Origin of the sequence: Paenibacillus melissococcoides (assembly GCA_944800085.1) — a bacterium.
GTDB classification, from domain to species: domain Bacteria; phylum Bacillota; class Bacilli; order Paenibacillales; family Paenibacillaceae; genus Paenibacillus_B; species Paenibacillus_B melissococcoides.
The window spans coordinates 255,333-269,289 of sequence record CALYLO010000004.1; the positions used below are offsets into that span (position 1 = coordinate 255,333).

14 protein-coding genes are annotated in these 13,957 nt (G+C 58.6%); 3 read left to right on the forward strand and 11 right to left on the reverse strand.

Annotated elements, in window-relative coordinates; translation table 11 throughout:
- Positions 1-30: 30 nt before the first annotated feature.
- From OCY70_RS15820 to OCY70_RS15850, 7 genes are all read right to left on the reverse strand, one after another.
- On the reverse strand, positions 31-666 hold the full coding sequence (locus OCY70_RS15820; protein WP_213429921.1) for a histones H3 and H4: 636 nt from the start codon (positions 664-666) through the stop codon (positions 31-33).
- Positions 667-765: 99 nt separating this feature from the next.
- Positions 766-1,404 carry a hypothetical protein gene (locus OCY70_RS15825; RefSeq protein ID WP_213429922.1) on the reverse strand — a complete coding sequence of 213 codons (639 nt, stop codon included), beginning with the start codon at positions 1,402-1,404 and terminating at the stop codon, positions 766-768.
- Between the two features lie 419 nt (positions 1,405-1,823).
- A complete protein-coding gene (locus OCY70_RS15830; protein WP_213429923.1) occupies positions 1,824-2,522 on the reverse strand; it encodes a class I SAM-dependent methyltransferase in 699 nt (232 codons plus the stop codon).
- A 19-nt stretch (positions 2,523-2,541) separates the two neighbouring features.
- Complete coding sequence (locus OCY70_RS15835; RefSeq protein WP_213429924.1) at positions 2,542-3,090, reverse strand: CatB-related O-acetyltransferase; 549 nt, start codon at positions 3,088-3,090, stop codon at positions 2,542-2,544.
- Between the two features lie 85 nt (positions 3,091-3,175).
- Positions 3,176-3,745, reverse strand: a complete 570-nt coding sequence (locus OCY70_RS15840; RefSeq protein WP_213429925.1) for a class I SAM-dependent methyltransferase — start codon at positions 3,743-3,745, stop codon at positions 3,176-3,178.
- 119 nt (positions 3,746-3,864) lie between these two features.
- Positions 3,865-4,356 carry a D-Tyr-tRNAtyr deacylase gene (locus OCY70_RS15845; protein WP_213429926.1) on the reverse strand — a complete coding sequence of 164 codons (492 nt, stop codon included), beginning with the start codon at positions 4,354-4,356 and terminating at the stop codon, positions 3,865-3,867.
- A 54-nt stretch (positions 4,357-4,410) separates the two neighbouring features.
- Positions 4,411-5,820 (reverse strand): transcriptional regulator, encoded by a 1,410-nt coding sequence (locus OCY70_RS15850; protein ID WP_261948770.1) that lies wholly within the window; start codon positions 5,818-5,820, stop codon positions 4,411-4,413.
- Positions 5,821-6,016: 196 nt separating this feature from the next.
- Between OCY70_RS15850 and OCY70_RS15855 the strand changes: the two genes are divergently transcribed.
- The 3 genes from OCY70_RS15855 to OCY70_RS15865 are packed head-to-tail and all read left to right on the forward strand — an operon-like array spanning position 6,017 to position 9,734.
- On the forward strand, positions 6,017-8,389 hold the full coding sequence (locus OCY70_RS15855) for a glycosyltransferase (RefSeq protein ID WP_213429928.1): 2,373 nt from the start codon (positions 6,017-6,019) through the stop codon (positions 8,387-8,389).
- 16 nt (positions 8,390-8,405) lie between these two features.
- On the forward strand, positions 8,406-9,056 hold the full coding sequence (locus OCY70_RS15860) for a glycosyltransferase family 2 protein (protein ID WP_213429929.1): 651 nt from the start codon (positions 8,406-8,408) through the stop codon (positions 9,054-9,056).
- A gap of 42 nt (positions 9,057-9,098) precedes the next feature.
- The gene (locus OCY70_RS15865) at positions 9,099-9,734 is read left to right on the forward strand and encodes a DUF1796 family putative cysteine peptidase (protein ID WP_213429930.1); all 636 of its coding nucleotides are present in this window, start codon (positions 9,099-9,101) and stop codon (positions 9,732-9,734) included.
- A gap of 116 nt (positions 9,735-9,850) precedes the next feature.
- Here OCY70_RS15865 and OCY70_RS15870 read toward each other — a convergent pair whose 3' ends face one another.
- The 4 genes from OCY70_RS15870 to OCY70_RS15885 are packed head-to-tail and all read right to left on the reverse strand — an operon-like array spanning position 9,851 to position 13,868.
- Positions 9,851-10,888 (reverse strand): glycosyltransferase family 4 protein, encoded by a 1,038-nt coding sequence (locus OCY70_RS15870; protein ID WP_213429931.1) that lies wholly within the window; start codon positions 10,886-10,888, stop codon positions 9,851-9,853.
- Entirely contained in the window at positions 10,885-11,640 is a 756-nt protein-coding gene (locus OCY70_RS15875) for a glycosyltransferase family 2 protein (protein WP_213429932.1), read from the reverse strand. Before OCY70_RS15875 ends, OCY70_RS15870 begins: the two co-directional genes overlap by 4 nt.
- A gap of 17 nt (positions 11,641-11,657) precedes the next feature.
- On the reverse strand, positions 11,658-12,770 hold the full coding sequence (locus tag OCY70_RS15880; RefSeq protein WP_261944962.1) for a glycosyltransferase family 4 protein: 1,113 nt from the start codon (positions 12,768-12,770) through the stop codon (positions 11,658-11,660).
- 30 nt (positions 12,771-12,800) lie between these two features.
- Positions 12,801-13,868: a mannose-1-phosphate guanylyltransferase gene (locus tag OCY70_RS15885; protein WP_213429934.1), complete on the reverse strand. Its 1,068-nt coding sequence runs from the start codon at positions 13,866-13,868 to the stop codon at positions 12,801-12,803.
- Positions 13,869-13,957: the final 89 nt, after the last annotated feature.

Below are 13,957 nucleotides of genomic sequence, written 5' to 3' on the forward strand. Positions count from 1 at the left end.
TATGGTGCGCCGTGCATGAATTCGGCACGGCTATTTGCCCTGCACGGATTGATAGACCTCGGCCGCAAAGGCGAACCCGCTCATATGAGGCCCGCTGGAGGGAGAGGAGCCGGCTTGCTCGAAGGAGAAGAGAAATTGGACATCAAGGCCGATGAAAGCCGGATCGAACTGGATCGGAATGTTGTAGCAGCGTATAAGCTGCGTTGCCTTGCCGCTGCGCCGGTCGGCTGTCCGGGAACAGAACAGGGACGTGGAAGGCTGCCCCCCGATGATGGTGGGAACGGGAGCATCCAGCAGATTGAGTTTTTCGATATTGCAGAGATCGATCTGGAAATGGGTGCGGGTCGGATCGTATATGCAGAAGCGGATAAGAATAGGATCCGGAACTTCCAGCCGGATCGGATAGGTCTGTGCGGCAAAGCCTTTGTTTTCATTCCGCTTGGGACCGGCAGGCGGGGCGATCAGCTCGGGCATCGGACCCGGCAGGAATTCGCTGTATTTATCGATGAGGGATGCGAGAACGCTTTCTTGCCAAGCCAGCTTGGCCGTATGGACGACGTTGGGAGCGCCTCCGGACAACAGCTGTGCCGCCGCTGCGGCGCTGTCGGCTGCCGAGATGACGCTGCGCTCGTGGCTGACGACCCGTTGAATCGGAATCAAAGGCATGACGGTCTCCTCCTTCAAAACAGGTTGCCATGCCCGCAAGCGCGAGCATGGCGGAAGTTATGCAGCACAACATGGAATCGAAATAAGGGGGGGATTCCATTAGAGAAGCGCATTTTGATAGATATCGGCGGCAAAGGCGAGACCGGCCGTATTGACAGCGCCGGTCGTAAAGTAGTTCGTTACCTGGAACGAGAATACGAAGCGAACGCCGATATTGATATTGATCAGTCCAAGAGAAGCCGGAATCGAATAGAAGCGGACATTTTGCCAGTTATACGGGTTGGCGACATCTGTCGTCAACCCGGTTGTCGGATCGAGAGAGCCCGCAATCAAATCGACATCCAGCCCCGGTACCGGGAACAAGTTGATGCCGAGAGAGGAGAAGGCTTGAATGCGCGCCGTAACCGCGTTGTCGGCAAAGACGGTCAACGCAATCAAGAAATCGTTGACTACGCCGATCTGTAACGGGATCGTAAGCGAGACGGCTGCGAAGCCATGCGTCTCGCCTGGAATAAAGGCTGGCTGCGTCCACACGAATTGCAGATTTGGCGCGGCTGCGAACGCGGTATTGTCATTATCGAACTTGGCGAGTTGAGGCCAGATGGTTGGCGCATTGCCGACGTTGACGACATTGGGGGCCGCTCCAGCCAAGAGACTGTTCACTGCTGTTACCCGATCCGGAGCAGAGACGACATTCGCCGTGCTGCTCGTGAGCCGTTGAATAGGAATGAGTGGCATAAGTGAAAAACCTCCTTCATCTTGTGTTCGAAGGACGGTGGGATGTCCTCCTACGTTACTAATTTATGAAGGAGGGAATAGCTTGGCTTGGATGAATCTACTAGATTCATTCACACAATCTTGCAGGGCGCGGCAAGCTCGAGAGACAGAAAATGCAGCGGTTGCAAAGGATATCGCAGACAACAGGGAGCGTCGGCTAGAACCTTTCCGCGGGCCAGGCTCGTCCCGCCTGGCTGAACTTGGCAGGACTCCGCGCCGATATGATGAGTCCGTCGTTCAATGAGGCGGGCATCGGCATCGCGCCAGGCAGTCCTAACGGCACGATGTTCGTCGACATGATCATCCGGCAATAACGCCTTGTGCGCATGCCAATGATCCGCAGATGGTTCTGCGGATCATGGCAGCGCTTCGTCCAGGGGCTACAGGCCCGAGGCGGCAACGATATGATGAATGGCTTCATTCAGGTGATGGTCCGCCCCCGATTCGTCGGGTACGATAATTCCGAGGCCGTGCTGGCTTCGGGCCCGGTGCAGCCGGAGGCGAAGAGTCGTATCCCGAAGGAAGTCCTCTACGGCGGTCAAGACGCCATTTCTCTCCCCGTGCTCGTACTCCGCATTATGCACGGATGAATTATGGCCGCCTTCGACCAGTCCATTCACTCCCGGCAGCATGCCTTTGCGGGCGCTCGGCTTCCGGTAAGCTTCGGGAATCGACTCCGGAAAATAATACATATCTCTTCTGCCGTAAGGCCACTCCAAATCATGCAAAAACACGATCGGGTATCGCCCGTGTCCTTCCAATGCCTTCAGTTCATGGTAGACGGTGTACCAGTTATGATCCCCGTCCAGCAGCGCCGCGTCGCAAGGGCCCATCTGAGGCAGCACGTTCAGACTGAAATCGGGAATCATGACGAAGGCGCTCCCGAACTGCTGCTGCAGAGCGGCGAAATCGAACAGAGGCGAAGGATCGACGGCGATGAGCCGGCCTTGCGGAACCGACTGGACATAGCTGAGAAGATTCAACGTATTCCACCCTTGGGCACAGCCGACCTCGACGATGGTCGCGGGCCGGGCAAGCTCCAGAACCGGGCATATAATCGCGTTCCAAAAATGGATCAATGTCGGTCTCCCTCCATCGTTATCGGGCTGAATATAGCTGGACAAACTCTTCTGCTCGATTCGAGAGCAGCAGCGGCCAAGCGGCTTGAATCCGCTCCATCGGCCAATCCCACCAGGCGATGCGCAGCAGGCCCTCGATGATATGCGGCGGGAAGCGGTACCGGATGACGCGCGCCGGGTTGCCGCCTGCAATCGCATATGGCGGGATATCCTTGGAGACGGTGCTGCGGGCCGCAATGACGGCTCCGTGGCCGATCGTTACGCCCGACAGCACATAGGAGTCCATTCCAATCCAGACGTCATGGCCGATGACAACGTTGCCCTTGGTCTTCGGATGCCCTGTAAAAGAGGAGGCCGCCGGAAAAATCGGATTAAACGGGTAGGTCGTGATCCAGTCGACGTTATGCTCCCCTCCCAGCAAAATCGTGATCCGGGCGGCGAAGGAGCAGAACTTGCCGATGGTCAGGGTGGCTCCTTCCCCCCAGGAGAACACATCGGGCTCGCCGTAGCTCCAATCCCCGATAGCGTAGGCGGAATAGGCCGGGTTTTGGTTCATATAGACGCTCATTTCTGAATTTCCTCCCTCCTTCCGGTCTGGATCGGCTTGAATCGACGTGAATCAAGTCATGGGGATCCGCTGCGCATGGCGAAGGTTAATGCTGGTGGTAGCTGTTCTCTCTCCACATGGCCAAGGCATGGCGGAGCTGCGCCACGACCGGCTCCGGCACCGCGCTTCCCTTGATGCCGATGCCGACGACCGTATGCGGGAACAAAGCTTCCCCGGCGTAATCCGTAATGACGGTATCGAACGGCTTCAAAATGCTGGCGAAGCCTTCCGGGGTGAAGCGCCAATAATCGGCAGGGTAATCATGTATCCCGAAATTCATCACCGAGCTGATGATGACGATGCCGTTCGGCTTCAGGATGCGATGAATCTCGGTCAGCGCAAGACGCGGATCCTCGACATGCTCCAGCGTATCGAGCGAGAGCACCGTCCCGGCCGTCTCGTCAGGGAGCGCGATTTGATGGAGATCGAGGATAAGATCGACGCCGGTGCCCGGCCGCATATCGCAGCCGACATACGTTTTGCCCGGGAAAAACGGACGCAAATCCGCAAATCCAACCTGCCCTTCCACCTGATAGGAACCGAATTCATAAATTGGCTCTTCGCACGGCAAAATCTGTGCGCAGATGCCTACCAAATTTTTGATGATTTGTCTCATGATGCCCTCCTTATCGGCTAGCCCGAGGCGGCAGATCGACCCGGGACTAGAGCTGCTTCATTACTCTATGCAAGCGCGGAGGCGAGTTCTCTAGTCGTTCGCACAAAAATTCGGATCACTCAGAAGCTGCAGTGGATAGAAATCGGGTTAAGCACCGGGAAACGCGATTCCCCGGCTTCCAGGAGTCCGTTGATGGCAAGCGGGCCGTCCCGCAGCCTCTCAATGGCGCACGAGACATGGAAGTCCGGCATTTCCAGCCAGACGCCCGGGGGCATCGTCAGCGGTTCGATCGATTGAATGACGTACTCCCCGGTGGCCTTGCCGTTGGCGAACCATTCATCCTCGGTGAATGACCAGCCCGATTTCCGGCCGTCCTTCCCGTAGACGCTGAAGGCGGGAATGAGCTGGGGAGACAGGATTTTGCCGCTGATGTCGCAGGAACGGGAGGGGGTGACGGAGAGAATGATGCGAGGCTGTTCGATCGGCTCCGATCCGGCGTTGCGGAAGAGCATCGTGACGAAGGCGGAGACGCGTTCCGCCTCCATGTCGAAGTCGATGACGGATTGGAACAGGCATTCCGCCGCCGGGACGGCAGCTTGCGGTTCGGTCATGCGACGCACCTCACTTTATGCGTAAATTCATGAAGAGGATAGAACGGCGAGCGCTCAGTTCAAAGGCGGCGTGCCGGCCGCCGGCTGTATGGACGGCCCGGCGGCGATGCTGCGGCGGTGAAGCGCCGGAGGGACCGTACGCGAATGGGCGGCATACAGGGTCGAACGGAAGGAGGCTTCGGCGGGCTCCTTCCCCCTCTGCCCATGCTGCCCTTCCGCAGGCAGCCGCCGAATGCCGTGCCGGGCGCGTCCAACTTGCCTGATTAAGCGGCGAATCCGCAGCTCCTCATCCAGGATGGAGAGGCGCCGCTCCAGATCGGCGACACGGGACTGCACCATCTGCAGGGACTGCTCCAACTGCTTCCGCTCCCCCTCCAAGGGCGCGATGCGGCCAGAGAGCCGCTCGACGGAGGCGAGGGCCCGCTTCGCGAAATGAATGCTGGAGCGGAAGTCGCGATCGGCCCGATAGGCTTCGATCTCCGTCCCGCTTAAGCGGATCGCCTCCCGAATCGAGGCGCCGTCGGTAATCGATTGCGGTTCCGGCCCGCCGGAGCTTGCCTCGGTGACCGCGCACCACGAGACCGGATGGGCGGAGGGGCTTGAATACAGCCGTCCCCAGAGCTTCGCGGCAAGATCGTAATCAATGCGGGAGATCATATTCCCGGCCGCCCAACTGAAGCGGACCCGTTCCTGATCGGCGCCGCAGGCGATGACGGAAGCGGGAGAGGAAGGAATGGCGATCGCTTCTTCGGCGATCGCGTGCCAGCTTCCGTCCGCTTCCGATTCGTAGATCGCGAACGCGAGCTGCCCGGCCAGGAGCCGGACGAGGAGACATCTGGGACGCTCCGGTTCGGGAACGGCGCCGGCAGGCAGACGAACGAGGCGCGAGGGGGCGCCGGCGTCCGCCAGAGGCAGGTTCATTCCTTCTCCCGCCGCCTTCCACGAGCCGGAAGCGGAGTCGTAATTCCAGCGGCATAGAAGAAGCCTGCCCTGTCTCATCAGCAGGCCGCAGGCCGAGAGAGCCTGTTCGCTCGTCAGCCACTGCATGGCGATGACGCGGTCCGCTTCCGCCATCACGGCAGGCTCGCTCCAGTGGATCCCCGTGAGCGCCGCGTGCTCGGCGCGTAAGGCATACTGCAGCAAGAGGTGGAGCCGGTTCGAGCAGCAGGTCAGCTTCAAGCCGGCAAGCCCGGCATATTCCCCGGGCAGCTTGCTGGTCTGAAGCCCCTCCTGATCGGGATGAACCCGGGCGTGGACCAGCTCCCGATGGCGGTTGAGATATACAATATGGACGTAGTCCCGAGCGTCCTGACATACATCATACATGCCGGCAGCATCGGCCAGCCGCAGCTCCGCGGTATGGCCGCACCGGCTGTGCTCCAGCAGATCAATGACGAGGCCGTCCCCGTCCTGACGAATGACGGACATATGGCTGCTGTTAGCTACCCAATAGCGAAGCTCCATACCTGTTCCCTCCTGCCCTGGAAATGTTGCTTTCTATTCATTCTATTCGGCCGAAGGAAGAATTAGCTCTCCGGGCCCCAAGGCGGACTTGGCTCCTTCAGGCGATGCGCGAGCCAAGGTCATACGCACAGGCAAACGGGGGAATGTGCTAATACACTAATTCCAGTATTATCCGCAAGTGCTGGAGGGATTCTTATTGATACTGATCCAAAGGCTCTACTTGTTGTTCCGATTGGAAGGCGAGCAATTCATCGCAGAATTATACAGGCACCTGTTGAACAAGGAACCGGAACCGCGCGGCATCAGGCACTTCACCCGGCTGCTTCAAACCGGCCACAGCAAGCTGTCGATCCTGGTCAGCTTCCTTCGCAGCAGCGAGATGAAGAAGAAATTGGCGCAGGGAGGAGGGGGCTACAACGAGCGCGCGGCTCTGTGCTATCCCTTCTCCAGCCTGATGCTGACCAGGGGAGACGCCGAATTCGTCCGCGATGTGTACGTGGAGCTCCTATGCCGCGACGCCGAAGACCAGGCGCTCATGCATTACCAACATATGCTGCGCCACGGAAGAAGCCGCATGTCCGTCCTGCTTGGCATCCTTACGTCCCCGGAGTGCCAGGCCCTGCTCGCGCAGCCGGAGTTCCCGCGCTTGAAAGGCCCGATTGAGCTCGGCAGCTTCCACTTGTCTCAGGGGGAAGAGCCCGGGACGAAGCCCCCGGCGCTGCCCGCTCCGCCGCTGCAGCGCAAGGTCTCGATTGTCATCTTGACGTGGAACGGATTGGAGCATACGAAGCGGTGCCTCGCTTCTCTGGAGAAGACGGCCCGTCACGACCGCATTGAGATCGTGGTGTTCGATAACGGCAGCACCGACGGCACGCTTCCTTACCTGCAGAGCATTCCCTGGATTCGGGTGATTGAGCATGGCGCCAACATCGGATTTACGGCAGGCAACAACCTGGCCATCGCCCATTGCGATCCTGGCAGCGATATTCTGATGCTGAACAACGATATCGTGGCTGAGGAGCCCGACTGGGTGGAACGGCTGCAGGAGACGGCCTATTCAGATCCGAATATCGGCGTCGTCGGCTGCCGGCTGCGCGGCGACGACGGACTGGTGCAGCACGCAGGCACCTATATATTTGCGGAGACCTGCTGGGGCCAGCAGATCGGCGGTCTGGAAACGGACATCCGCCAATATGCGTCCGCGCGGGATGTGCAGGGGGTCGTCTTCGCCTGCGCTTACGTGAAGCGGAGCGTTCTGGAGGAGCTTGGCGGTCTGGATACGGATTATTTCGCTTATTTCGAGGATACCGACTACTGCCTTCGGGCGCTGGAGCGGGGGTACCGGGTCGTCTGCGACGGCCGCGTTACGCTGACCCACTCCCAAAATACGACGACAAAGGTGAATCAAGTCGATTTCTCCGGCCTGTTCGAGCAATCGCGCATGATCTTTCGGGACAAATGGCAGTCGCGGCTCGAAGGAAGCTATGAGAAAAGGCTGAACTGGCATTCGATCGTGAATGCGCCAACCGGCTATGCGACATCATCCAAAAATTTGATGATCGCGCTGGACGAGAAACGGGTTAAAATGCATTACCGTTATGTGTATGGCCCGGGCACTCCGCATGCCGCGGAAGAGCCGCCGATGAGCGACGATTACCGAATCAATATTTTTCGCATGCGCCATGCCGATCCGAACGCGCCGGAGGTCGTCTATGGACAAGGGGATGTCTTTTTCAAAAACGAGGGCAAATACAAAATCGGCTACACGATGCTGGAGGTGGACGGAGTTCCGGAGGAATGGGTCCATCAATGCAATCGCATGGATGAGATATGGGTGCCGTCCCAGTTCAATGCCGAGACGTTCCGCAACAGCGGGGTAAGAGTGCCGATCCGCATTATGCCGCTCGGCGTGGACCCGAACTATTTCCATCCCGGCATCCGCTCCGCCCGCTTCTCGGACCGGTTTACGTTCCTGTCGGTATTCGAGTGGGGCGAACGCAAAAATCCGGAGGATATGCTGCGCACCTTCGCCAACGTATTCGCCAACGACAATGTCCTGCTCGTATGCAAAATCATGAACGCCGACCCGACGATCAACGTGCTGGCCGAAATCCGCAAGCTGAATCTTAAGCATGCGGAATCGAAGATTCTGATTTTGTACAATCAGAAGCTCCCGTCGTACTTGCTCGGAAGCTTGTACCGGTCCGCGGATTGCTTTGTATTACCGACCCGCGGGGAAGGATGGGGTATGCCGATACTGGAGGCGATGGCGTGCGGCCTGCCCGTCATTGCCACCGACTGGAGCGCGCAGCGCGACTTCCTGAACGAACGGACGGGATATCCGATCCGGGTCAAGCAGCTCGTGCCGGCGGTTGCCAAATGCCCGTACTATGCCAATTTCCGCTGGGCCGACCCGGACTATGAGCATTTGGCGTTTTTGATGAAGCATGTATACGAGAACCGGGAAGCTGCGCGGGAGCGCGGGCTGAACGCCGCGCAGGAAGTGATGTCCCGCTGGACATGGTCGCATGCCGCGCAGCATATTGCCGACCGCATACAATTGATATGAATGGAGAGTGACGGCAATGCGTTACATCGTGGGCATCCCGTATGTCAACCGACTTGATCTGCTGAACCGGGCGGTTGCCAGCATTCGCCCTTATTGGCCGCATACGTACGTGCTGGATAACTCGGCGAATTCCGAGCTGAAGGGCCATGCCTTGTCCGGGCTGGTGAACATCATCCATCCGCCCGTTCCGCTGACCTTCACCCAGTCCATGAACTGGTTCCAGCGGATTGCCGCCGAGCAGGGGGCGGACGCGGTCATGTATATGCATACGGATGCCGAGGCCCATCCCGGAACCCCGGAAGCCTTCCTGAGCGTCTTGACGGATCTGAAGCAGAGCGGAAGGAAGTGGGGGCTGGCGTTGACGAATTTCGATGCGCTGGCGGCCTACAATATGGAAGCGGTCCGCGCGGCGGGGCCCTGGGATACGGTGTTCAGCAGTTATTTCGCGGATATCGACTATCACCGCCGGCTCCGGCTGGCAGGGTATGAGGAGATTTTCACGGGGCTGCAGGTAGATCATCATGAGAGCTCCAGCCGCAAGTCGGATCCGCGCCTCAACTTCCTTATCGATTCGACCTGGCCGCTTTACGAGCGGTACTACGAGCTGAAATGGGGAGGACGGATGGCGCAGGAGACGTATTCGACGCCGTTCAATCTGGCCATGTGACAGAGGATGTCACGAGCATATATCAAAAGGAGGGCAAGAGCAGTGCGCCTGACCGACATCAAGCGAACATATCAGGCGGTATACAGCCTGGGCTCGAACTGTTACCCGGCGCAGAGGCTGGAGCGCTATGGCCTGCGGCCCTACAGCGGGGTCATCGATTGGATGTACTCCAACTCGATCCCGGGGCTCTGCCTGCTGCTTCGCAACCGGTTCGCCGGATTTATGTACTCCGACCAAATCGAGGTGGACGGAACGGAGTTCAACGGCCATAACTACTCCTTGCTGGATCGCGTCTACGGGGTGCAGTCGGTTCATGATTTTTTGGTCGCGGATCAACTGGAGGGGATTGTCCGCAAATATCCGGAATTTCAGCAGACGCTGCAGCGAAGAATTGCCCGCTTCCTCCGCAATATCGAGCAGGCGGAATGGGTCTTTTTCTTCCGGCTGCATGCCTCCCATGAGGAGGCGGCGGCCTTGGAAGCCGCGCTGGCCTCGATCGTCCGGCACCAATTCCGCCTGCTCGTCGTCAATCCGCGGGCCGATCGCCGAATCGTGGAGCTCGATTGGCCATTGGCGCATACTTGCGCGGTGGAAGCGCCGATTGCCTGGGATGCGGAGAGCGATCAGGCATGGAATGAATTATTCGCCGGCATCCGCTACGAGGCCATTCCGGGATAAGAGAGAGCTTGCAGGAACGGCTCCTGCCGGCTCATCTTCCGGCAACTTGCGCGGAGCACAACGCACAAATCGCCAGCTTCAAGGGAAGCTGGCGATTTTGCATGTTGACGCAAGCCTTATGCCTGCTGCGTCAGCCTGGCGTGGAACGCGTTCAACAGATTGTTCATGACGCGGGGCCAGTTGTAATGCTTGGCGGTCTCGAATCCGTTGGCGACGAGGAATTGGGAGAATTCCGGGTCGGACAGCACCCGGACGATGCCCTGGGCCACGCCATCGGCGTCGCCCTTGTTGACGAGGATGCAGTTCCAGCCGTCCTTGCAAAATTCCTCATTGCCCTCCGCCCTCGTCGTGACGACGGGAGCCCCGCAGGCCATCGCCTCCAAAATCGGGAGCCCGAAGCCTTCGTGGTAGGACGTCTGCACGAATACTCCGCAGTTGGCATACAGGTAGGCCAACTGTTGATCCTGCGGGTTCGGGAAATGATGGTGCGGGATGCCTGAAATGCCCGGAGGCTCGACGCCGAACGTAACGAAGGAAGCATGCGGCAGTTGGCGGCATGCCGCCGTCACGGCGTGCACGGTGACGTCAAAGCCCTTCAAATGCTGGCTGCGGCGGCTGCAGGCGAGAATGCGCTGCCCATCGTAGTCATGGGTCCGGTTCGGCTTGTAAATATTGAAATCCACGGCAATCGAGATGTTGGTTGCGTGTTGCTGGAACCGTTCCAGCAGCTGTCGGGTCGTCCAATCGGCAATCGTCAGCATATGGACCGGGACTCGGTATGTTTGGCGGACCCGCTCCTGCATATCCGGCCAATTCGGATAATAGCTTTCTTCGATATCCTGAATGAGATAGAACGGGATGCCGCGCCCGCCTCTGCGCCAATCGCAGCTGTGCCAGACGACGGCCAGCGTCTTCCACCATGTTGCCACCTTGATGCAGTCCATCCGTTTCAGGGTGTGCAGCATCATCCGGTAATTCGGGAAGCGGCGCACGCGGATGTGCAGCGGGAACCAGGAAGGCTGGCCGTCCAGCGCGAACAGATGAACCTTTACGCCCATCTCATGCAGCCGGTTCACCTGCTCCAGCACATTGCGAATGCCGCCGGACAAGCCGGTAAGCTCCAGTACATAGACAACTTCAAGCGGCGCGCTCATTGGATGTGATAACCTCCCCATTTGGCCCAGAACTTTTTGCGGGCCTCCATTTCTTTGACTCGCCAATACAGATTTTTATTCGCCCGCGTCGTCCCGCGCGTAAATCCTTCATAATGCAGGGCGCAGGCCGTACCGCAGTAGATGACGCGGAAGCCGTGCTGTCTGGCGCGGTAGCAGAAGTCGACATCTTCATAGGCGATGAAGAACTCCTCCGAGAAGAGGCCAATCCGTCCGAACACTTCCCGCCGGATCAGCATCAGGGCGCCTGTGACGGAAGCCGCGTCCTCCAGCGCTTGGGCGGGAGGGTGATCGGCGGGCTGGAAGCGATAGCGGTGATCGAAATTCCCTTTTGGCCCCTGGATGACGCCGCCATGCTGAATCGTCATATTCGGATACAGCAGCCGCGCCCCGACGATGCCAACCTGCGGAGAGAGCTGCATCGCCGCCAGCATATGCTGCAACCAGCCCGGCTCGTGGAAGATGATGTCGTTGTTCGCGATTAGCGCATAGGTGCCAACGGCGTGCTGCAAGCCCAGGTTCACGGTTCGGCTGAAGCCTTCGTTGGTCTGCTTGGGGATGAAGCGAACGTTCATCAAGGCGGCCCAGGCGGCCAGATCTTGCTGGATCGGAGGCGGGCTGCCGTCATCGACGACAATGATCTCGTATGCTTCATGGGCCGTGTTGATGAAGCTGTTGACGCAATGCTTAACCAGATCCGTATGATGGATCGTCGGAATTATGAGACTTATCATACAGGTGGATTCTCCTTTTACCGGCTGTCTAATTCCTGCAGTCGCTGCAGCATGCGCAGGGCGCTGGCCTCCCATGTATACATTCCGATGACGGTATGCCGGCCAAGAGCGGCCTTGGCCGCGGCTTCTTGCCGATGGGTATGGACGTGGCGAATCAGCCGGCGAAGGTGGCCGACGCTGGGCAAGGCCCACAGCAGCCGGGATTGCGATGGCAGGAACGGAGTGAACCGCTCCACATCGATCAAATAGCCGTTCTGATCATTGACGAAATCGAGGTGCGCCGACCAGCGGGTCGTAATGACAGGAAGGCCGGCGGCCATCGCTTCCATCACGGTCATGCTCCAGCCCTCTCCCCGCGTCGGCAGAACGTAGCTGTCCGCGCAAGTATACAGCCGGGCCAGATCTTCCTCGGACCAGGAGTGGACCGTAGACAGCAGGATGACCGATTCGTTCGCCCGCCCCGTCCATTGCGAGGCGAGGTTATTGATATAGGCATGCTGCCGGCCGATCTCCTCAGCCGTTGAGGCGCGCGTCTTAATAATCAGGCAGACGTCCTCGGATGGAGCGAACTCCGCCAGGAACGCTTGCAGGAGAATATCAATGCCCTTGCGCTCGTCGAAGGAGCAGACCGACAGGAAAGCGTACTCCCGTCTGCCGGGAATCGGGAGCGGAGGGACGCCCGGGTGATACACCGCCGGATCGACGCCATATGGCATAACTCTCAGCTTATGGGCCGGCACGCCCGATTGAATGAAGGTGTCCCGATTGAAGGTGGACGGCACCCATACTTCATCCATCATGGAGCAGCGGCGCGCCCAGGTGAACGACAGGCGGTTGCATTCGAACATCGTCATGCCGATAGAATATTGGGCCGAATCCCGGAAAAAGGCATGAGCCGGATAATGGAACAGCACCGTATGGCGCTGCGCTAACGAACGATTCCTCAATGCCGCCAATTCAGCCATGACGGCTGGCGCCATCGGCGTATGGACCGCTTCGGGATGGATAGGGGAGAATTTGGGATATACTCCCCGGCGGATGAATTGAAGCAGCAATTGCCGGTTTGCTTTAGCATATCCCGTCGGCTCGAATAGGGTGCCTATATTGTGGATGGAAGTCTCTCCACTCATGTGCTTCCCTCCTTGGGATGGAGGATGGAATTAGAGATAGCGCTGGAGGTCCTGCTCCTCCAGACGGGCGACCAGCGCTTTGATATCCTGAGTCCGGTCTTTGCGGCAGACGAGGATAACATCATCGGTTGCGACAATGATTAGATTTTCCGCCCCGATTGTCGTGATCAACTGCCCCGGCTTGCCGTGAATAATGCAGCCGCTCGTATCAATGCCTTGATGGAGTCCGTGAATGACATTCCGGGATAAATCTTGCGGCTCGGCCCGCTCCAGCGCGTTCCAATTGCCCAGATCGTCCCACCCGTAGTGAACGGGAATCATGTAGATGGAATCGCATTTCTCAATGACTCCGTAATCGATGGACTGGTTCTCGATCTGGCTGTAGAGCGAATGGAGGGCGCATTCATCCGGAGGATGCTCCATCAGCACTTCCTTTATTGTCATCAAAATATCGTGCAGCTTCGGCAAATGCTGCTCCAGAAGGTGCATAACGGTGGAGGCTTTCCAGATGAAGATGCCGGTGTTCCAATAGTGCTTGCCGTCGGCGAAGATGCGCCCGGCGACCGGCAGCGGCGGCTTCTCGATGAATTGCTCCACTGCCGTCACTTGCAGGCCGGAGATCGTCCCGGCATCTTCATCGGGCGCCACCCGGATATAGCCATAGCCCGTCTCCGGGCGGGTTGGCCGCACGCCGAGCGTGACGACGCAAGCTTCATTCGCGGCGCGTTCGACTCCCGTCTGAAGCGCGGCATGGAACGCTTCCGGATCCGACACATAATGATCCGACGGCAGGGTGATAAGGACCGGATCCTCGTCTTGGAGCAGCATATGGAGCGCGGCCAGGCCGATGCAGGCGGCCGTATCCTTGGCCATCGGTTCCACGATGATATGATCCGGCGGAAAATAAGGAAGCTGTTCCCGAATCAGAGGAACATATTCCGCCAGCGACACGATATGGATATGTTCAAGCGGCACACGTTGCAGCATGCGCTGCAGTGTATCGGCCAGCATGGATTGCGGGTGAAGGATGGGCAAAAATTGCTTCGGGCGGGTCGAACGGCTAAAGGGCCAGAAGCGGGTGCCTTTCCCTCCTGCCATAATCAAGGCTTTTACCGTCGTAATGAGAACCACCTCCTGGGAACGGACTTGAGATTGACCTGATATCCGAGAGAATTATTACTACATAT